Annotated in this window: 17 protein-coding genes; 4 read left to right on the top strand and 13 right to left on the bottom strand. The window is 38.1% G+C overall.

Annotated features, from left to right (window positions below):
- Nucleotides 1–221: 221 nt before the first annotated feature.
- The 6 genes from ptsP to MJY40_RS03725 all read right to left on the bottom strand — a co-directional run bounded on the left by ptsP (nt 222) and on the right by MJY40_RS03725 (nt 8,576).
- Nucleotides 222–1,910, bottom strand: coding sequence for a phosphoenolpyruvate--protein phosphotransferase (gene ptsP, locus MJY40_RS03750; protein ID WP_317855725.1), 1,689 nt, complete (start codon nt 1,908–1,910; stop codon nt 222–224).
- A gap of 27 nt (nt 1,911–1,937) precedes the next feature.
- The gene (locus MJY40_RS03745) at nt 1,938–2,198 is read right to left on the bottom strand and encodes an HPr family phosphocarrier protein (protein WP_317855724.1); all 261 of its coding nucleotides are present in this window, start codon (nt 2,196–2,198) and stop codon (nt 1,938–1,940) included.
- Nucleotides 2,199–2,261: 63 nt separating this feature from the next.
- Nucleotides 2,262–3,410 carry a mannitol-1-phosphate 5-dehydrogenase gene (locus MJY40_RS03740; RefSeq protein ID WP_317855723.1) on the bottom strand — a complete coding sequence of 383 codons (1,149 nt, stop codon included), beginning with the start codon at nt 3,408–3,410 and terminating at the stop codon, nt 2,262–2,264.
- A gap of 113 nt (nt 3,411–3,523) precedes the next feature.
- Complete coding sequence (locus MJY40_RS03735) at nt 3,524–5,377, bottom strand: PTS mannitol transporter subunit IICBA (RefSeq protein WP_317855722.1); 1,854 nt, start codon at nt 5,375–5,377, stop codon at nt 3,524–3,526.
- Between the two features lies 1 nt (nt 5,378).
- The gene (locus MJY40_RS03730; RefSeq protein ID WP_317855721.1) at nt 5,379–7,520 is read right to left on the bottom strand and encodes a BglG family transcription antiterminator; all 2,142 of its coding nucleotides are present in this window, start codon (nt 7,518–7,520) and stop codon (nt 5,379–5,381) included.
- Between the two features lie 495 nt (nt 7,521–8,015).
- The gene (locus tag MJY40_RS03725) at nt 8,016–8,576 is read right to left on the bottom strand and encodes a hydrolase (protein ID WP_317855720.1); all 561 of its coding nucleotides are present in this window, start codon (nt 8,574–8,576) and stop codon (nt 8,016–8,018) included.
- 168 nt (nt 8,577–8,744) lie between these two features.
- Here MJY40_RS03725 and MJY40_RS03720 point away from each other — a divergent pair, with 168 nt between their 5' ends.
- The 4 genes from MJY40_RS03720 to MJY40_RS03705 all read left to right on the top strand — a co-directional run bounded on the left by MJY40_RS03720 (nt 8,745) and on the right by MJY40_RS03705 (nt 10,575).
- A complete protein-coding gene (locus tag MJY40_RS03720) occupies nt 8,745–9,230 on the top strand; it encodes an S-ribosylhomocysteine lyase (RefSeq protein ID WP_317855719.1) in 486 nt (161 codons plus the stop codon).
- Nucleotides 9,231–9,493: 263 nt separating this feature from the next.
- Nucleotides 9,494–9,703, top strand: coding sequence for an ATP-binding protein (locus MJY40_RS03715; protein ID WP_331488225.1), 210 nt, complete (start codon nt 9,494–9,496; stop codon nt 9,701–9,703).
- The gene (locus MJY40_RS03710) at nt 9,693–10,265 is read left to right on the top strand and encodes a 4Fe-4S binding protein (RefSeq protein WP_317855717.1); all 573 of its coding nucleotides are present in this window, start codon (nt 9,693–9,695) and stop codon (nt 10,263–10,265) included. Before MJY40_RS03715 ends, MJY40_RS03710 begins: the two co-directional genes overlap by 11 nt.
- A 1-nt stretch (nt 10,266) precedes the next feature.
- Nucleotides 10,267–10,575, top strand: a complete 309-nt coding sequence (locus MJY40_RS03705; protein ID WP_317855716.1) for an ArsR/SmtB family transcription factor — start codon at nt 10,267–10,269, stop codon at nt 10,573–10,575.
- 67 nt (nt 10,576–10,642) lie between these two features.
- Here the strand turns inward: MJY40_RS03705 and MJY40_RS03700 are convergent, their stop codons facing one another.
- The 7 genes from MJY40_RS03700 to MJY40_RS03670 all read right to left on the bottom strand — a co-directional run bounded on the left by MJY40_RS03700 (nt 10,643) and on the right by MJY40_RS03670 (nt 19,624).
- On the bottom strand, nt 10,643–11,269 hold the full coding sequence (locus tag MJY40_RS03700; RefSeq protein WP_317855715.1) for a DUF4367 domain-containing protein: 627 nt from the start codon (nt 11,267–11,269) through the stop codon (nt 10,643–10,645).
- Nucleotides 11,270–11,433: 164 nt separating this feature from the next.
- Nucleotides 11,434–12,780, bottom strand: a complete 1,347-nt coding sequence (gene gdhA / locus MJY40_RS03695) for an NADP-specific glutamate dehydrogenase (protein ID WP_317855714.1) — start codon at nt 12,778–12,780, stop codon at nt 11,434–11,436.
- A gap of 473 nt (nt 12,781–13,253) precedes the next feature.
- A complete protein-coding gene (gene mreB, locus MJY40_RS03690) occupies nt 13,254–14,312 on the bottom strand; it encodes a rod shape-determining protein MreB (RefSeq protein ID WP_331488224.1) in 1,059 nt (352 codons plus the stop codon).
- Between the two features lie 618 nt (nt 14,313–14,930).
- Entirely contained in the window at nt 14,931–16,157 is a 1,227-nt protein-coding gene (locus MJY40_RS03685; protein WP_317855713.1) for a S41 family peptidase, read from the bottom strand.
- A gap of 157 nt (nt 16,158–16,314) precedes the next feature.
- On the bottom strand, nt 16,315–17,214 hold the full coding sequence (gene ftsX / locus MJY40_RS03680) for a permease-like cell division protein FtsX (RefSeq protein WP_317855712.1): 900 nt from the start codon (nt 17,212–17,214) through the stop codon (nt 16,315–16,317).
- Nucleotides 17,211–17,888 (bottom strand): cell division ATP-binding protein FtsE, encoded by a 678-nt coding sequence (gene ftsE / locus MJY40_RS03675; protein ID WP_317855711.1) that lies wholly within the window; start codon nt 17,886–17,888, stop codon nt 17,211–17,213. Before ftsE ends, ftsX begins: the two co-directional genes overlap by 4 nt.
- A gap of 350 nt (nt 17,889–18,238) precedes the next feature.
- Nucleotides 18,239–19,624, bottom strand: coding sequence for a sodium/glutamate symporter (locus MJY40_RS03670; protein WP_317855710.1), 1,386 nt, complete (start codon nt 19,622–19,624; stop codon nt 18,239–18,241).
- Between the last annotated feature and the right edge of the window lie 25 nt (nt 19,625–19,649).

Below are 19,649 nucleotides of genomic sequence, written 5' to 3'. Positions count from 1 at the left end.
AAATTTCGGGATGTCGAGGACGCCATCCCCTACAAAATTCTTTCTCTATTTTGTATTATATAGGAAGATATGACCATTTACAATGTATACTTTGTATAAAATCAGGAACCTAAAAAAGACGAAGCTCCTTTTGGGAACTCCGCCTTGAATGATTTTGTTTTAGCGTCGCAGACTTTATACATCTGCCTCCAACACGAAATCCTGATTTCGTGTTATATTTATTACATATGGGAATCCAAATATTCCATAACGTCTTTTGTGGTGCTGAGAGCACAAACTTCAGCTGCAAGTGTTTGACATTCTTCAAAACTCAAGCTACGAATTTGTGCTTTTACTGTTGTGATTTCAGAGCTGGACATACTGAATTCATCGAGTCCCATACCCAAAAGGATAGGCACTGCCAATTCTTCACCAGCAAATTCACCACACATACCCACTTCGATACCAGCTTTGTGACCAGCCAAAATAACATGGTGGATGGAACGCAAAACTGCTGGATGGAAAGAGTGATACAAGTGAGAAATTCTTTGATTTCCTCTATCTACAGCAAGCATATATTGTGTCAAATCGTTTGTACCGATAGAGAAGAAATTCACTTCTTTTGCGAAATCTTCTGCACACATAACAGCTGCTGGTGTTTCAATCATAATACCACATTCGATATCTTCATCAAATGCAACGCCTTCTGCACGAAGTTGATCTTTACATTCTGCAAGAAGTGCATTTGCTTCTCTAATTTCTCTAAGAGATGTTACCATTGGGTACATGATTTTGATTTTTCCATATGCACTTGCACGCAAAATGGCACGCAATTGTGTACAGAAAACATCATGCAATTCCAAAGAAATACGAATCGCTCTCCAACCAAGGAAAGGATTTTCTTCTTCTGGGAACATGTAATATGGCAAACCTTTGTCACCACCGATATCCAAAGTACGAATGATCATGGGGTGTCCAATTGCTTCTACAGATGCTTTGTATGCTTCATATTGTTCATCTTCTGTTGGGAATTTTACATTTTCCATGTACAAGAATTCACTACGGAACAAACCAATACCTTCTGCGCCTGCTGCTGCTGCTTGTTTTACATCTGCAACACTACCTGCATTTGCATACAATTCCACAACATGTTTGTCAGTTGTTGCTGCTGGCAAATCTTTGATTTTTTCCAAAAGCAATTTATGTGCAGCATATTCTTCAGATTTTTTCACATATTCAGATTTTTCAAATGGAGTTGGATCACAAACAATTTCTTTGTCCAAAGCATCCAAAATCAAATATGTGTCATTTGTTACTTCTTTGCGGAAATCCATTACACCAACAAATGCTGGAATACCCATGCTTCTTGCCATGATTGCAACGTGGGATGTGGTACCACCAAGTTCTGTAACAAAACCTTTCACCAAACTGAAATCCATTGTTGCTGTTTCAGATGGAGACAAATCTTGTGCAACTACGATAACTTCTTCTTTGATGCCAGAGAAAGGATCTACTTTGACACCCAACAATTTTGCCATCATACGTTTGCCAACGTCTTTGATATCTGCAGCACGTTCTCTGAAGTATTCGTCTTCCATTGCTTCAAACATTTCTACAATTTCATTGACTGCTTCTTCCAAAGCCCATTGTGCATTTTTGCCATCTTCTGCAATTTTCATGGCAACAGTTTCTTTCAATGTATCGTCTTCTGCAATTTCTTTATGGGCAGCAAAGATTTCAGATTCTTCTGCCAAAACACCCAATTCTGCAACCGCTTCTTCCACAACTGCTGCAAATTTTTCTTGTTCTACAGAGATTGCAGATTCTGCAATTTTTTCTTTGCTGATGGTCCATTTTTGTGGTTCAACAATAAATGCTTGACCCATTGCAATGCCTTTAGATGCTCTATTGGCAACTTGTATTTTTTTCATAATGTATCCACCCTCATATCATCTATATTATTCGTCCAAATCAGCAATGAATGTTGCAATTTCTTCCAATGCAGCAACTTCATCAGCACCGTCTGCTGTTACAACCAATTGTGTACCTTCTTTTGCACCAATTGTCAAAATTTTGATGATACTTTTTGCATCTACTTCTTTTTCACCGTTGATGATTGTGATTTTGCTTTCATATTTTTTTGCCATTGCAACCACTTGAGATGCTGGTCTAGCGTGAAGTCCTGCTTTGCTTTTCATCAATACTTCTCTTGTAATCATAGTCGTCTTCTCCTTTTTTCTTCATAAAATAGTTGTTGATGGTATCTTTACAGTAATGTTATCTCACTTGCTTTGTAAATTCATATAATTTGCTTCTACTTTTGCCAAAATTTCTTCTACAGTTACACCAGAAGCTTCTGCAAAAGCTGCTTTGACGCCTTTTTCTTGGATTTTACTTTGTAACTCTACACTTTGTGGATCATTAACATTATTATAACACAAAGCTGCGCCAATTCCAATGAGTAAATTGTCCACTGGCAAGCCAAATCCATAAGCTGTCATCATTGGATTCACCAATCTGTCTGTTGCACTGAGCTTTCTAAGTGGTTCTCTACCCACACGTGCCACATCGTCTTGTAAATATTTATTTTGGAATCTGGAAATGATTTTCACAATGTATTTTTTATGTGCTTCCCAGTCAAAACCATGTTTTTGTTCCAATCCTTTGCCACTTTCTGCCATTGCACTGGAAACGATTTTGTAAATTTCTTCATCTGCAATGCTTTGATCCACGGTTTCGTAACCTTTGAGATATCCCAAGTAAGAAGCAATTGCATGTCCTGTATTCAATGTGAACAATTTACGTTCGATGTATGCCATCAAGTTTTCTACCAAGTTCATGCCTGCAATTTCTGGCACTTCACCTTTGAAAGCAGATGCTTCCACATTCCATTCGTAGTAGTTTTCTACTACAACATCAATGAAGTTTTCACTTTTCACTGGAGGTACAATTCTATCTACAGAACAGTTAGGGAATCCAACATATGCATCGGTATATGCTTTTGTATCTGCATCCAACAAAGCGTAAACTGCATCTTGCAATTGACTACTGGCAAAGATTGCATTTTCACAAGCGATGATTTGCAAATTGCTTTTGATACCCGCTTCCATTCTTGCTGCAATACCTTTGACAATTGCAGGTGCAATTCTTGGCAAAATCACCAAACCAACTGCTGTTGTTACGATTTCCGCTTCTTTGATTGCTTCCACAACTGCATCTGTTGTAGAATCCACACCACTGATGTTTGTAATCACTTCTTGTTTGCATTCCACATCCATTACATGAATGGTATATTTTTTATCTTCATTGATTTTGTCAATGACTTCTTTGTTGACATCAGCAAATACCACATGGTATCCAGCTTGTTCCAACAAACCGCCAATAAATCCACGTCCAATATTACCTGCGCCAAATTGCACTGCTTTTTTCATGTTTTTACCCCTCTTCTTTGATTTTACACCACTCTATTGTCTTATCATTTGTAATATCAATGACGGGTGGACACATAGGTCCACCCCTACATATTGCGATACGTTTCAATCAATTATTGGAACATTTCGTATACTTCATCAATGGAGGTTGCTGCTTTCAAACGTTCCATCTTATCATCTTCTTCGATGACTTCACCAATTTTGCCAAGAAGTTCCAAATGTTCATCACCAACACCAGCAATACCAAACATAAGAGTTGCTTTTTCTTCACCAAAATCAATACCTTCTGGGAATTGCAACATAACGATACCAGTACGTTTCACTTCGCCTTTTGCAGCAGAAGTACCATGAGGAATTGCAACACCAAAGCCCAAATATGTGGTTGCAATGTGTTCACGATCTACCATTGCTTCAATATAAGATTCCCCTACATATCCAAGTTCATGCAACAATCTACCTGTTTGACGAATTGCATCATCTTTATCTACACTAGTAAGTCCCAATTGGATACCTGCTTTTTGCATGATATCGCTATTGTCTACTGCTTTTTTTTCTTCTTCTACCACTGGAGCAACTTCTTCTTTTACTTCTGTTTCTTTTACTTGCAAGCGTTCCAATTCTGCATACAATTGATCCAAGTTGCCATCTGCCAAGAAGTTTGCAATGGTTACAAGTCTTGCTTGTGGTGCACTTTTTTTAGCTCTATCTTGCAAGATTTCTTGACAAACTACGATATCTGCATCCGCTGGCACATTGTCTACAGATGTATTGATGACTGTGATACCCAAGCCAAGAGGTGCAATTCTGTTTCTGAATTTGGTAGCACCCATAGCACTAGAACCCATACCTGCGTCACAAGAGAAAACGATTTTGTTGACTTTATCGAAAGGTTTTGCTTCCAAACCTTTGGATTCTGCTTTCATATCTTTCATTTTTGCTGTTGCTGCATCAATATCTTTGCCACCAGACAATTTTACGATTGGAGATGCAATCAAGAAGGAGATTACCGCTGCAATCAAAACACCACCAAGTACAATCAATGTTTCGCCTTTTGGTGCCACTGCAAGATATGCAATGATGGAACCTGGTGAAGATGGTGCAACCAATCCAGCGTTGAAAATCGTATAATAGAAAATAGTTACGATAGAAGATACAATTGGTGCAATGATGATGATTGGATTCATCAACACATATGGGAAGTAAATTTCATGAATCCCACCGAACAAGTGAATGATTGCAGCACCAGGAGCAGAGCTTTTTGTCACTTTATCTTTGGAGAACATCCAGTATGCAATCAAAATACCAAGACCAGGGCCTGGGTTACTTTCCAACATGTACATAATGGATTTTCCTGTTTCTGCTGTTTGTTCGATACCAATTGGTGTGAAGATACCGTGGTTGATTGCATTGTTGAGGAACAACACTTTCGCTGGTTCAATGAAGATTGCTACAAATGGAAGCAAGTTTTTTTCTACCAAAACTTGAACGCCACCAGACAAAACAACCAATACTGCTGACATAACTGGTCCAATCATAAAGTATCCGATGATTGCAAGAATCATACCCAAGATACCAATGGAGAAATTGTTGATGAGCATTTCGAAACCAGCTGGAATTTTACCATCCACTGCTTCGTCAAATTTTTTGATGACCAAACCACCAACAGGCCCCATTACCATACCACCGATGAGCATAGCTTGTTCTGCACCACAGACAACACCCATTGTTGCAATTGCACCCATGATGGCACCTCTATCGCCACCAACCATTTTACCACCTTGATACGCAATCAAAATAGGAAGTAAATAATACAAAATTGGATCTACCATTGTTGCCAAACCTGCATTTGGGAACCAACCTGCTTCAATGAACAATGCTGTAATCAAACCCCATGCAATGAGTGCACCGATATTCGGCATAATCATACCACTTAAAAACTTACCAAACTTTTGAACTCCATTTTTCATACTACCACTCCATTCTCCTTTTTAGTTGACGTTTGTAAAATTTCCCTAGTTCCACTTCCAGTTTTGCAATGATGTCTTTTTCTTCTTGATCCTTTAAAATATAATATAATTCAGGGCTTTCCATCAGCAAAGTGCTGATATGTCCCATGATTTCGATACAACTTTTGTTCTCTGTTTTTGGCACCAGCATCACCACCGCTCCACAAATTTCATGACCATCTGCGTACAAGGAATGCATCATTCTAATGTACCCAAACTTTGGTGAAACAACACCTTCTGTTGCACAATGTAGCAAAACGATGTTGTATTCTGCTATATATGTAGCGGAAATACGTTCTCTTGCCAACAAATCTGCTTTGATGGTTTCTTCTGCTTCCACACTTTCTGCAAAAATATAAGCTGCTTTTGCCACAAGCTCTTGTTTGTAGCTGATGGAATGTACTGGATACAAAACCACGGTTTCCAATAGATGTAAAATATCTTCACCAATTTGGGTGATTTCTCCAATGGTTGCTCTTGGCAATGGTTTTTCTTCAATTTCCTTTGGTACTGTTTTGTTTTTGACTTGAATTTCTGATAATTTGTTTTTCAACAACAATTTATCTTGTTCCAATAACATTGGGCTTACACAAATATATGGAAAATCAATGTCCAATTGGACTGTGGATACAATCAAGTCAATTCCCTTTTGATGCAACTCCTCCACAACAATTTGTCTTGCAGAAAGAATTTCATCCACTTGTAATTGTGGAAATGTTTTGCCAAGATTCACATCCAACATTCTGGAAGTACCAATTCCTGTAGGACAAACAAGTGCCACAGAAACTGCTGTTGTTTTGGCTTTGGCTCTTCCTACTGCTGCACAAAAATGCATGGTTAGAAGTCCAACTTCTGTTTCTGGTATTTGTTCCACACCTGTTGCAATCAACAACAAACTACAAGCCTTTTCTGTTGCTTCATAGACATCTGGGTAATTTTGTTGCATTTCCTTGGAATAGGCATTTCGAATGTAAATTCCCAGTGACAATCTACGCAAAATGGGTTCGATGCACTGTGTCAAATCTGTCATCAACAATTCATCTTGGTATAGGGATACTTGTAATTCCTTTTCCACAACACCAACCATACCAATTGCCAAACGTTTGATGTGTACTTTATCCCAATGAATTGCAATGTCTTCATCTTGCATCCAAACTTCTGCACCAACCAAATGCATGGTGATGAAACCCAACTCACCTTCTGGCACTTGTAATGAAAATGCTTTTTCCAAACGATTGCCAATTTCTTCTGCAATGGCATATTCTGTTACTTGTTGCAACTCTGCCAATTCCTCTGCATTCATATTGATATTTTCTTTTTTCTGAATGCGATGTACTGCCAAGGAAAGATGCACCATCATTGCCATATATCCCGAATCGGAATATTTGATATGGAATTTTTGTTCCACTGCTGACAAAATTTCTTTGACTGCTTTGATGGTTTCTTTGCCAACATATTGACTCAAACGGTTGTTTGCAAATGCGTCTGCGCCATGTGTTTCTGTTTTCTCATCTGTATGTGCTCGTAAAAGAGAAAGGATTTCCTCTTCATTCATAAACTCATACACTGCATTGGCAACTGCTTGTCTGATGTGTTCTTCTGCTCCTTGTAGGAAAATTCCAACACCAGGTTTTCGCACCAACACAATTTGGTATTGCAACAACCATTGTTCTACAAAATCCAAATCGCTACTCAGTGTACCTTCAGATATTTTGTATTTGGAAGTGAAGTACAAAAATTTCAATGGTTCTTTGGAGGATAACAATTCCCCAATAATCAATTTGCGACGTTCATCTTTATGATAACTCTTTTCTACTTCTTCCAAATTCAATAGTTGTAACATCCATTGTCTATTTTCCAGACTTTCATCCAAGAGCAAGCCAACACCTGGCTTTCTAATGAAAGAAAACCCTTGTGCTGTTACCCACTTTTCAATTTGTGGCAGCTCTCGTAAAACGGTTCTGGTGCTCAATTTGAACTTTTCAGATATAGCAGAAACGGTTACAGGATTTGCACCGTCAAACTGAGTTAGCAACAGTAAGATTTCTTTTTGTCTTGCTGTTAACTGTGTTGTTTCAGCATTGTTCTTTTTCATTTGTGACATAATTGGCACCAGCCTTTCTTTATCTCTAGTATAGTATATTCTTGGTTTTTCAACAATAAAATGATATTTTACCTTTGCCTACAACACTTAGTGACACATTTCGAATCATTTCGTTCTTCTGTCTTGTCACTAAGTGTCACCTATAAATATCTAACAAAATACACGTTTAATTTTTATGCACTTTTTACATTGATATTTATGGCAAATATACAACTTAATACATTTAATCTAATTTCTACGAATATATTTTGTTATATTAAGTATACCTTTTTCCTGTGATATTTTCAACCCATTTATGTCACTATCTGCCATTAGATGGTGACATAATTTCAGAAAGTCCCATTTTACAGGGTTTTTACCAAGATTTTGTATACACTACTACTGCACTATGTTTTTTTCGGCATAATCATAACAAAAAAAAATCGACTACAGCTTGTCAGACGTACATCCCACAAACTGCAACCGATTCCTTATTTGATATGTTATATTTCTATATTATTGCTCTTCTGTCGCTTGCATTGCTGCCAAAGTTTTACCAAGCAAATCATCCAATTCCCAACCCAATTGTTCTGCACCCTGACGAATGACATCTCTATCACAACCTGCTGCAAAACGTTTGTCTTTGAATTTTTTCTTCAATGATTTCAATTCCATATCAGAAACACTTTTGGATGGACGCATCAATGCCGCTGCACCAATGAGACCTGTCAATTCATCTGTAGCAAACAAGATTTTTTCCATTTCGTGTTCTGGTTTGATATCACTACAAATACCATATCCATGACTTGCAACTGCACGAATCATTTTTTCATCCAAATCTGCTGCTTTCATCAATTCTTGGCATTTGATACAATGCTCATCTGGATACATTTCAAAATCCAAGTCATGCAACAAACCTACATTGCTCCAAAATTCCAATTCATCACCATAACCCAGTTCCTTTGCAAAATATCCCATTACCTTTTCCACGGTTTCACTGTGTTGCAAATGGAAAGCTTCTTTGTTGTATTCTGTCAAAAGTTCCCATGCTTCTGCTCTTGTAATTGTTCTTGCCATATCATGTCCCTCTTTCCTATCATCCTATTTGCATTGCTACAAGTTCATTATAGATAAAAATATCTTCTATCGCAATACAAATTCGAAATTTCTCTTGAACTTAGGTAAAAAAACAAGTACAATGTTTCTATTGAAAAAGACTGATGTGAAATAAAGTGAGGTAAATTTATGGATGTAACAAGTTTTGGTATTGACCACGACCTTCTACAAAGAGGGATTTATGTTTCCAGAAAAGATGAAGTTGGCACTGGTGTTTTGACCACATTTGATGTGCGTATGAAAGAACCAAACCGTGAAATGGTGATGGACACTTCTGTTATGCACACCATCGAGCATTTGATGGCAACCTTCTTCCGCAATCACCCAACATGGGCAGAACAAACCATCTACATTGGACCTATGGGCTGTAGAACAGGTATGTATGTCATCTTCAAAGGGGATTTGGCTCCTGCTGATGTCTGGGAAATTACAAAAGAATCCTTTGCTTATATGGCAAGCTTTACAGGTGAAATTCCTGCTGCAAAAGCTGTGATGTGTGGCAATTATTTGGATCACAATTTGGAAATTACAAAAATTGAATGTAAAAAATTCTTGGATGAAGTTATGAGCCAAATGACAGAAGCAAACACTGTTTATCCTGTGCAACAAGGTTGATTACAAACAATATGAAACAATGGTCTACTTGAAAACAATTCGAGTAGGCTATTTTTTTGCTCCCGATCTAAGATACTGTATCCTAACGTTGATTTTGTAGGGAATGGTCTTGACCATTTCGCCTGCTAGCAACAAACTTCCCTACAGTGTAATTTTAAAATTTATGCTAATTGTTTCAACTGAAATTCGGATTTTTCTTGACAAATGCATCTTATTACAGTATATTAGTAATTACTAATATACTAATTGAAAGGATGATCACAATGAAAAGCAAACGAATTGCAACAATTGATACCCTATGTGTGGCATGTGGCACCTGTATGAAAGAATGTCCTTTTGGCGCAATCTCCATACCAACTGGCATCAAAGCACTGGTCAATTTGGAAATCTGTGTTGGATGTGGAAAGTGTAGCAAAGTCTGTCCTGCATCTGTCATTACAATTGTAGAACGTGAGGTGGCATATGAAAACTAAAAAATGGTATGATTACCTTTGGGTTGTGGAAATTACATATTTTGTTTTGGGATTTTTCAACATTTTGTTTGCATGGATTGGTATGATTTTCTTCGTGACACCACTTGCCATTTCTGCCATCAAAGGTGATAAATTGTATTGCAATCGCTATTGTGGTAGAGGTCAGTTGTTTGCAAAGTTGGGTTCCAAATTTTCCAGAAATAGACCAATGCCACCCTTCTTTAGAACACCCTATTTCCGTTATGGTTTTTTGGCATTTTTCATGGCAATGTTTTTCAATATGATATTTGCCACCTACTTGGTATTTGCAGGCGTTTCTAGCCTATCTGAGACACTTACACTACTATGGACATTCAAAGTACCATGGGCATTTGCCAACACTTCTGGCGTCACCACATGGATTGCACAATATGCTTTCGGATTCTATAGCGTTATGATGACCTCTACCATTTTGGGCATTGTCACCATGGTATTGTTCAAACCACGTGGATTCTGCGTCTACTGTCCAATGGGCACCATGACACAAGGTATCTGTAAATTGAAGCACAAAGGAGAATCTTAATATGAGTATGGAACATATGGATATGGAACAAATGCAAGAAAAATCAAAGGAAATTGCTGAATTGCTGAAAATTTTGGCAAATGAAAACCGTTTGCTGATTTTATGTGAATTGGCACAGGAACCTAGAAGTGTCAGCTATTTGTTGGAACGTTTGCAAATCACGCAATCTGGTATTTCCCAACATCTTGCAATCTTAAAAGCACATGGCATTTTGGAATATGATAAAAAAGCACAAACCGTCATTTATAAAGTCAAGGATCAACGAATTTTGCAACTGTTGGAAACCATCAAATCCACCTATTGTAACTGAATTTGCATATATAAAAAGCTACGTAGACCCCAATTATTCTGGTATACGTAGCTTTTGTTTTACAATTTCATACATCCACTTCTGATAATTCGATTCTTCTGACACCTTCTGCAATTGCTTCCAATTCTTCCAATGGCATATTCCCTATAGTGTTCTTGAGATACAATGTGTAGTCACCATCAAACCAAAACACTATTTTTTGACCATCTTCCTCTGTCAAATACAACTTGTTTTTTTCTGGATTTTCCAAGTTTTTCACATACCTATGTTGTTTGTCATATGTATTGCTTTTGGATTGACAAAACCATAGCTCAACATCCTTCTCCAATGGTTCTTCGTCCCATACTGTAAAACAACTCTCCATTACATATGTATATTCTGGAACAAAAGCAGTTCCATCTAAAGTTTCTGTTCCCTTAATCCCCAATTCAAGGTTCTCTGGCACATAGGTGATGATATAAGCTTCTGTCCATTTTTCAGACATATATTCCACTAGAAAACCTTCCATTTCTTCTGGTTCGTATACTTCAATGGTACGTGTTTCCCACTCTTTGGCAACCCTTTCATCAAAAGCATCCATCCTTGGACCTAAAACCAATTGGATTCCTCCGTAAACAAGCAAAGCAACAAATCCCACAAGAATTCTAATTTTTCCAAATGTACTCCATTCTTTCCAAAATTTTGAAAAACTCACACATACACCTCCTCACATCTACATCACTTTTTATACCAAGTATACTCCTATGACTTCATATTTACAAGTAAAACACATACTTCCTGCATAAAAAATACACCCCGTCAGATGTATTCCAACGAGGTGTATGTAACATTTATTTCATATGAATGGATTTTAAAATCTTATACCAAACCTTGTGCCATCATAGCAGCAGCAACTTTTTTGAAACCAGCGATGTTACCACCAGCAACCAAGTCGTAGCCCAAGCCATATTCTTCAGCAGCTTCAACAGATACTTTATGAATATTTTTCATGATACCTTTCAATTTTTCATCTACTTCTTCAGCAGACCAGCTATATCTCATGGAGTTTTGAGCCATTTCCAATGCAGAAACTGCAACACCACCAGCATTAACAGCTTTGGAAGGTGCAACTACAAGACCTTTGCTTTGGATGAACATCAAAGCGTCGTTTGTTGTAGGCATGTTGGATACTTCGATGTAGTATTTTGTGCCATTAGCAATGATTTTTTCTGCTTCTTCCATGTTTACTTCGTTTTGTGTTGCACAAGGCATAACGATGTCAGCTTTCACTTCCCAAGGTTTTTTGCCAGCGATGTATTTGCAACCAAATTTATCAGCATAATCAGCAACTCTATCACGTCCAGAGTTTCTCATTTCTACCAAGTATTCAATTTTTTCTGGTGTGTTGATACCATCTGGATCATAAACATAACCATCAGGACCAGAGATTGTGATAACTTTACCACCAAGTTCTGTGATTTTACGGCAAACACCCCAACATACGTTACCAAAGCCAGAGATTGCAAATGTTTTGCCTTCGATTGTATCACCCAAATGTTTCAAAACTTCGTCTACATAGTAAACAGCACCAAAACCAGTTGCTTCTGGACGAATCAAGGAACCACCAAATTCGAAGTTTTTACCTGTCAAAACGCCATTTTCCCAAACGCCTTTGATTCTTTTGTATTGTCCGTAAAGGTAACCAATTTCTCTACCACCAACACCGATGTCACCAGCAGGAACGTCAACGTCAGGACCAATGTGTCTATACAGTTCTGTCATGAAAGCTTGGCAGAATCTCATGATTTCCATATCGCTCTTACCTCTTGGATCGAAGTCAGAACCACCTTTACCGCCACCAATTGGCAAACCAGTCAAGCTGTTTTTGAACATTTGTTCAAAGCCCAAGAATTTCATGATACCTGTGTATACAGATGGATGGAAACGCAAGCCACCTTTGTAAGGTCCAATTGCGCTAGAGAATTGTACTCTGAAACCACGGTTGATGCAAACTTCGCCAGCATCGTTTACCCATGTAACTCTGAAAGTAATGAATCTTTCTGGTTCAACGAGTCTTTCCAAAAGACCAGTTTTTTCATATTCAGGGTGTGCATCTACCACTTGTTCAATAGAGTGGAAAACTTCTTCTACTGTTTGAATGAATTCTGGTTCATGTGCGTCACGTCTTTTAACTTGTTCCATTACTTTTTCCATGTAAGCGTTCATACCAAATTGCCCTCCTAAAAGATTAAAATAATCATCAGTTTGTTTGTGTCGAAACGTTCTCACTTTTATGAGCGGTTCGTTTCTTTGCTTACTTGCATTATATCACACAATGCTGATTTGTATATGGTTTTGACACAAGATTTTCCTTCATTTTTTCACAAATATTTTCTGCAAAAATTATGCAAAAAAACTACAAATCGTTTTTTTAGCGTTTTTCTCTAAAATTGCGATATTTATGTATATGAAATTCCCTTAAAATTCAACTTCTTTTGTGCACTTTTTATGTTTTACAAAAAATACAATTTCTTACATTGTATATAGATTAACAGTCTTGCTCGCCAAATTAACGTGTTTGACAATGAAATGTCTAGCAAAATATCACTTTTTCAACAAAAACCCACAGAGCCATTGTCTACGGTTGATTGCTCATTCTTCTATTTTACAAATAAGCACACTTGCTACTATTTCTGTTTTCATTTGCGTCTGCTTTTCTTTCCAAATAAAGTCAGTTTTTTCTTTGGCTTTTCTTCAATGGCACCATCCACCATGTACTCAATGAAACGTCCTGTTCCAATTGCAACACAGCTCACAACATCTTCTGCAACCATTGCATGTACACCTGTTTTGCTTTGAATCAGCTTATCCAAACCATACAGCAAACTACCGCCACCTGTCATAACAATACCACGTTCAAAAATATCAGCTGCCAATTCTGGTGGTGTACGTTCCAAAACCCCATGGACTGCATCGCTGATCATGGTTGTTGCTTCTTGCAATGCTTCCAACATTTCATCTGATGTAACGGTAAAGTTCTTAGGCAATCCTGTAATCAAGTTACGACCACGCACGTCAAGACTTACTGGTATAGTACGTGCAAAAGCAGTTCCAATTTTGATTTTCAATTCTTCCGCAGTACGTTCACCAATCAAAACATTGTGTTTTTTACGCATATAACGAATAATGGCTTCGTCGAAATTATCACCTGCCACCTTCAAAGAATGACTGACAACAGCACCACCCAAAGAAATGACAGCAATGTCTGTTGTGCCACCACCAATATCCACAACCATACTACCACAAGCACGCCCAATGTCGATACCAGATCCAATTGCTGCTGCAATGGGTTCTTCAATGATATGCACACGTCTAGCACCTGCTTGTCTTGTGGCATCTTCTACAGCTCTTTTTTCTACCTCTGTGACACTACTAGGCACACAAACCGCAATGGTTGGCTTCACAAAAGAATGTTTGCCCAATGCTTTTTCTATGAAATATTGCAACATTTTCTCTGTAATTTCAAAATTGGAAATAACACCTTCACGCAAAGGACGAATTGCAACAATGTTTCCTGGTGTTCTACCCAACATACGTCTAGCTTCTTCACCAACCGCCAAAATGGTATTGCTATCCTTATCCACAGCTACAACAGAAGGCTCTCGTATTACAATCCCCTGTCCTTTGATATACACCAAAACAGAAGCTGTACCCAAGTCAATTCCAATATTTTCACCAAATCCCATGAAGTTGAACATATAGACTCTCCTTTGCTTTCCCCTTTTTCTTTAGTATAAAGGATTCTTCTGTATCTGAAAAGATTTTTTTCTAAATTTTGACAAAAAATATGAAACATTGGGGATTATTTATATAATGTGTAGTGAAGCAGGTAGTTGAGTGGAAAAATTTTAGGGTTTAATTTATTCAAATATTAGAGCCCTTTAGACCTTACTTTTCAACAGTGAAAAGTAACAAAAGCTGCCACTACTTCCGAAGCGTGGAGCACGGTTCAAGATGGGTCTATCCCGACCCCTCTTGAAAATCACCCCTGAAAGTAAGATGTGTAGTAGCATAAATCGTACTATTAGACCGTGAGTGACAAGCCCCTCACCTCTTGATTACTGGTTTCAAAGTGTTATTTCAGGGGTTTTGTAGGGGATGGCGTCCTCGACATCCCGTTGTGAATCACCACAAATAGAAATGAGATGCACTTGTAGGGCAAGGACTCACCACCAAAGAAGTGGCGGTCACACGTAGTGTGATTTTGCTTGCAAAATGATGACCTCTACTCTTACCGTCATCAACAGCCACTACACAAAATAAGCATACTATGTAGCAAAAAGACGTTCCACAGGAACGCCCCTACAAAATGCATACTACATATTCATTTCTTCTGCCAAAATCTCCACTGCCTTCTGCAACTGCGTATCTTCTATCACATAACCTTCTTCTGTTTCCACTGCTTCTGGAAGTTCCACCACATAATCCGGTGTAATTCCCGTTCCATGGATGGAAGTGCCATTTGGTGTGTAATACTTTTGGATGGTGATATTCATACCAGAGCCATCAGGCAAATAAAACAGTTGTTGCACCAATCCTTTTCCAAATGTTTGTGTTCCAATGACAGCACCACGCTCTGTATCTTTCACTGCACCAGCAAAAATTTCTGAAGAGCTGGCACTATTTTCATTGACCAATAACACAAACGGAATATCCAAGTATTCATGATCGCAAATGCGTTCTTCCTGTTTGCCATTGACATCTTCCGTATAGACCATAAGTCCTTCTGCCAACAACTCGTCACCAATTTGGTGCACAGAATTGACCAACCCCCCCAGATTGTTACGCAAATCCAAAATCAAACCTTCCATATTTTGTGATTCCAAATCCTCCAAGGCTTCCATAAACTGTCCATATGTATTGTCCTTGAAACTTGTAATCAAGATATATCCCATACCATCTTCCATCATAGAGTGGTAGACGCTTTGTGTGACCACAGCTTGACGTACCACATCAAAAGTCAAATATTCCTCTGTAGAAGGACGATACACCTCAATGACCACAACATCACCTTCTTTGCCTTCAATATGAGAAGTCAAGTCGTCAAAAGGAATGTCATCCACAAGCAAACCATCCACTTTTTCTAAGATATCCCCAGCCAAAATACCAGCACTTTCTGCTGCATTGCCTTCCACCAAGCTGACGATTTCCACATCACCATCTTCACGCAAGGAAATGGTAACGCCAATGCCAACAAAGTATCCATTGCTGTTATTCAAATGAGCATGCACATCGTCTGCTGTCAAATAATAGGTATATTTATCTTCCACACTGGCAGCCAAACCAGCATACATATACTCATTCATCATATCTTCATCGACACCTTCTACATAGTAGGTATCCAAATATTCTTTCATCAAGTTGACCTTTGCTGCTGAAGTGATTCCCACCTCAAAGGGCATAATATACCAAAGGGCTGATTGTATGGTTGCAGATTGCCACACAAAACATACCATACCACAAATGATGGCACCTGTACCAAAACCCTTCCAAAATCCTTTGCCAAGCTTTCTTCTTCCTTTGATTCTATCAAAAATGTTCAAGCAATCGCCTCTTTTTCTTTGTTCTTCTTATCTTATGTGTTTATATGTCAATTCATACTTGGAAGATACAATTCCAAGTCCATAAAAAAATCCTTCAACTCCAGTAACCGCAAAATACCGTTCTTTCATTGAAGGATGATTCATAATTTTCCAAACTTTAAACACGCAAATGTTTTCTAATGGATGTTGTACTACCAATGATACCCAAAACAATACCAAAAGCAAGTGCCATCGGTGCCAAAGTCACAAAAATATCACCTGACAAACGGAATTGCACCATTTCAATCACTGGAATCGCTGCATATAGATTTTGGATAGCTGCACTATACAAAGGAACCGACAATGCCAATGGCACAGCTGCTCCAACCAATCCAATAATCATACCTTCCACAATAAAAGGCCAACGTATAAAGGTATCTGTTGCGCCAACATATTTCATAATATTGATTTCCACACGTCTATTGGCAACAGAAATACGAATTGTGTTTGTGATGATGGTGACAGAAATAATGGACAACAATGCCATAACCACAATACCCACATTACGCAATACATCACTGAGTTTTGTGATGAGCTCTGTTTCTGCTTGACCATGACGCACTGTTCCAATACCATCAATTTTGCTCACTTCAGTCAAAACCAAAGTTTGATAATCCATATCGCTCAAACTCAATTGGAAAGAATGTGACAACGGATTATTGTCATTATCCAAACCTGTGAAAATATCTTCATCAGCACCCCAATCTGCTTTCAAAGCATCCAAAGCTTGTGCTGGCGAAATGTATTCCACAAAAGTCACATAATCCAATGCTTCCAATTCGCCACGGATTCTTGAAATTTCTGCACTATCTGGCTCTCCATCGATAAACACAGAAATCCCAATGGAGTCCTCCATTTGTTGCAAAACATGTTCCAAATTGCTGGTTACAATGTATGAAAAAGACAAAATGGTGATACACGCCATAACCGCCATAATGGAAGCCATGGTCATCAAAAGGTTCTTTTTCAAACCAGTGACGCCTTCTTCTAAAAAATAACGTATTGTTCTTGGCTTCATCCTACATACCCGCCTTCTCTATCTCTTACAATATGCCCATCATCAATGGTGATGACACGTTTTTGCATAATATCTACAATATCTCTAGCATGGGTTGCCATAACGATTGTGGTACCTCTTTTGTTGATTTCCACAAGCAATTCCATGATTTCCCAAGTGGTTTCTGGATCCAAATTTCCTGTTGGTTCATCACAAATCAAAATTGGTGGATTGTTCACAATGGCACGTGCCAAAGCAGTTCTTTGTTGCTCACCACCAGACAATTGGTTTGGTTTGCTTCTGCCTTTTTTCTCAAGACCCACCAAAGCCAAAACTGCTGGCACATTTCTTCTGATGACACGACGTGGTGCTTCCACAACCAACATTGCAAATGCCACATTTTCTGCCACTGTTTTATTAGGCAACAAACGGAAATCTTGGAATACAACACCTAATTTTCTACGCAAATATGGAATTTGTTTTCTTGGCAATTCATTTGTTACAATACGATTGATGATAATTTCGCCTTCTGTTGGGTCCAATTCCTTCAACAATAGTTTCATCAAAGTCGATTTACCAGAACCACTGGAGCCAACGATAAACACAAATTCACCTTTGCGAATATGTAAATTGATGTTTTCTACACCTTTGGAACCATCTGGATATATTTTTGTCACGTTATTGAGTTGTATCATTAACGATTCGCTCCTTCTTTTTCATATTTGACTTCTCATTTTGAGACGTCACAACCGAGAAATTCGACAAAATGCCCACTTCTCCATTATACCATAAAAGCAGAGAAAGCGTGGTGGTATATAAGGATATGTGTTGCTTTCATAAAACATATTCTTATATACCGCCATCATTTGCGTAACAAATATACCCAAGTACTCGTAAAATACTGGATATTCTCTGTTTTTCGTCAATATATTATATCATAAATCTACTTTGCATACAAGTTAAAAGACTATTTGAATCATATTTCTCAATATTTTTACAAAAAGGAGCTCAGTCATATGACCAAACCCCTTCTGAAACGCAATATTTATTTTGCCAATTGCTCTGCTTCACCAGCTCGCATAACGCTACCACTTTCTCTATGGATTCCATAATATTTTCCAGTCAAGCCAAGCAAAATAATCCCAAGAACTATCATTCCGATACTTGCATATATACCAACGCCTTGTACCATAGCAATAGGCAATAGAGTGATAACAGCCAATTCCATAAAGGATAGCAACGTCCAAGCCATACCAGAATCCTCCAAAACATTTGTATCAAAGGTTGGATCTATGATACGCAACAAAGTGATACCAGTTGCCATAACCCCTGTTGACCACCCAAAGATAAAAATACCACGTTCAAACCAAAAATTATGGAAGAATGTTTTGGAGATGACAAATACAAAACACATATTCATAGCAAATCCAATGACACACATCAACAAAATTGGTACAAGCACCTGTAAAACAACACCAATATTCAAAGTGGCAATGGCAAAAGCAACCAAAAAATCTGTAACACAACTGCCGATGCGTACAATGATTCGTCTATCTACATATCCATCTAATTTTACCAATTCTAATATTTTCTGCAATACAATGCTAAAAATCAAAGCCAATCCAAAAACAGGTAGGGATATGGGTACCTCATAGGCAGTCACCAATGCTTCAACACCATATGCACAACCTACAGAAACCAATATCAACACAAAATGCCAAGTCAATGGGTCCAAGGACATGGAACTCATGGTATTGTCACCCATAGATTCACGTTCAAATTCTGGAACCAAACCATCTTTGTCTGATGATTTTGCAGAAGCATGGATATCTGTAATGGTACGTGTATAACCTTTTCTTATGGCAATGTTGATCAAAGTCACACCAATCAAAGCACCCCCAATCAAACCAATGGATGCAAATGTTTGACCTACAGTTATGGCATCTGCCCAACCCCCAGCAGTTTCAAAATAACCTCCAATTGCAGCTGCTGTACCATGACCGCCAGCAAATCCTGATGACATCATCAAGCCAAAATAAGAGGATACTTCTGGAAATAATTTGGGTATCAAAGTCACACTGAGAAGTGCCGCAATGCCAAACATCAACAAATAACAAGCTCCATTGATGGCTACAGAATCTCCGACTTTGTTGAGTACCTTACGAAATGCAACCGATTCTTTTCTCCCTAAGAAAAATGTAGCAAATAGAATTGGAAATAAATACCCTGCATATCCAGATGCAGACGAACTCAAAGGTACCACATTCAGCATTTGTGAACCCAAAATAAGACCCAAAAATCCAGCTATCAACGATGATGGTATGAAATAGTTTTGCAATACTTTGAGTTTCAATCGCAACCCTTTACCCACCAAAATCAAAGCAGAAATCAAACAAATGTCAATCATCAAAACTTGTGCAGAAAACTCCATATGCATTCCTCCAGCAATTCTCTAA

The sequence above is a fragment of the Chakrabartyella piscis genome (assembly GCA_030067835.1).
GTDB classification, from domain to species: Bacteria; Bacillota; Clostridia; order Lachnospirales; family Anaerotignaceae; genus Chakrabartyella; species Chakrabartyella piscis.
Note: the sequence above shows the minus strand (reverse complement) of the source record. Positions and strands in the feature narration are given on the sequence as shown.

What these genes read in the sequence shown, in the direction of transcription:
- ptsP (WP_317855725.1), bottom strand. Translation starts at nt 1,910, where the DNA reads ATGAAAAAAATACAAGTTGCCAATAGAGCATCTAAAGGCATTGCAATG.
- MJY40_RS03745 (WP_317855724.1), bottom strand. Translation starts at nt 2,198, where the DNA reads ATGATTACAAGAGAAGTATTGATGAAAAGCAAAGCAGGACTTCACGCT.
- MJY40_RS03740 (WP_317855723.1), bottom strand. Translation starts at nt 3,410, where the DNA reads ATGAAAAAAGCAGTGCAATTTGGCGCAGGTAATATTGGACGTGGATTT.
- MJY40_RS03735 (WP_317855722.1), bottom strand. Translation starts at nt 5,377, where the DNA reads ATGAAAAATGGAGTTCAAAAGTTTGGTAAGTTTTTAAGTGGTATGATT.
- MJY40_RS03730 (WP_317855721.1), bottom strand. Translation starts at nt 7,520, where the DNA reads ATGTCACAAATGAAAAAGAACAATGCTGAAACAACACAGTTAACAGCA.
- MJY40_RS03725 (WP_317855720.1), bottom strand. Translation starts at nt 8,576, where the DNA reads ATGGCAAGAACAATTACAAGAGCAGAAGCATGGGAACTTTTGACAGAA.
- MJY40_RS03720 (WP_317855719.1), top strand. Translation starts at nt 8,745, where the DNA reads ATGGATGTAACAAGTTTTGGTATTGACCACGACCTTCTACAAAGAGGG.
- MJY40_RS03715 (WP_331488225.1), top strand. Translation starts at nt 9,494, where the DNA reads ATGAAAAGCAAACGAATTGCAACAATTGATACCCTATGTGTGGCATGT.
- MJY40_RS03710 (WP_317855717.1), top strand. Translation starts at nt 9,693, where the DNA reads ATGAAAACTAAAAAATGGTATGATTACCTTTGGGTTGTGGAAATTACA.
- MJY40_RS03705 (WP_317855716.1), top strand. Translation starts at nt 10,267, where the DNA reads ATGAGTATGGAACATATGGATATGGAACAAATGCAAGAAAAATCAAAG.
- gdhA (WP_317855714.1), bottom strand. Translation starts at nt 12,780, where the DNA reads ATGAACGCTTACATGGAAAAAGTAATGGAACAAGTTAAAAGACGTGAC.
- mreB (WP_331488224.1), bottom strand. Translation starts at nt 14,312, where the DNA reads ATGTTCAACTTCATGGGATTTGGTGAAAATATTGGAATTGACTTGGGT.
- ftsX (WP_317855712.1), bottom strand. Translation starts at nt 17,214, where the DNA reads ATGAAGCCAAGAACAATACGTTATTTTTTAGAAGAAGGCGTCACTGGT.
- ftsE (WP_317855711.1), bottom strand. Translation starts at nt 17,888, where the DNA reads ATGATACAACTCAATAACGTGACAAAAATATATCCAGATGGTTCCAAA.
- MJY40_RS03670 (WP_317855710.1), bottom strand. Translation starts at nt 19,624, where the DNA reads ATGGAGTTTTCTGCACAAGTTTTGATGATTGACATTTGTTTGATTTCT.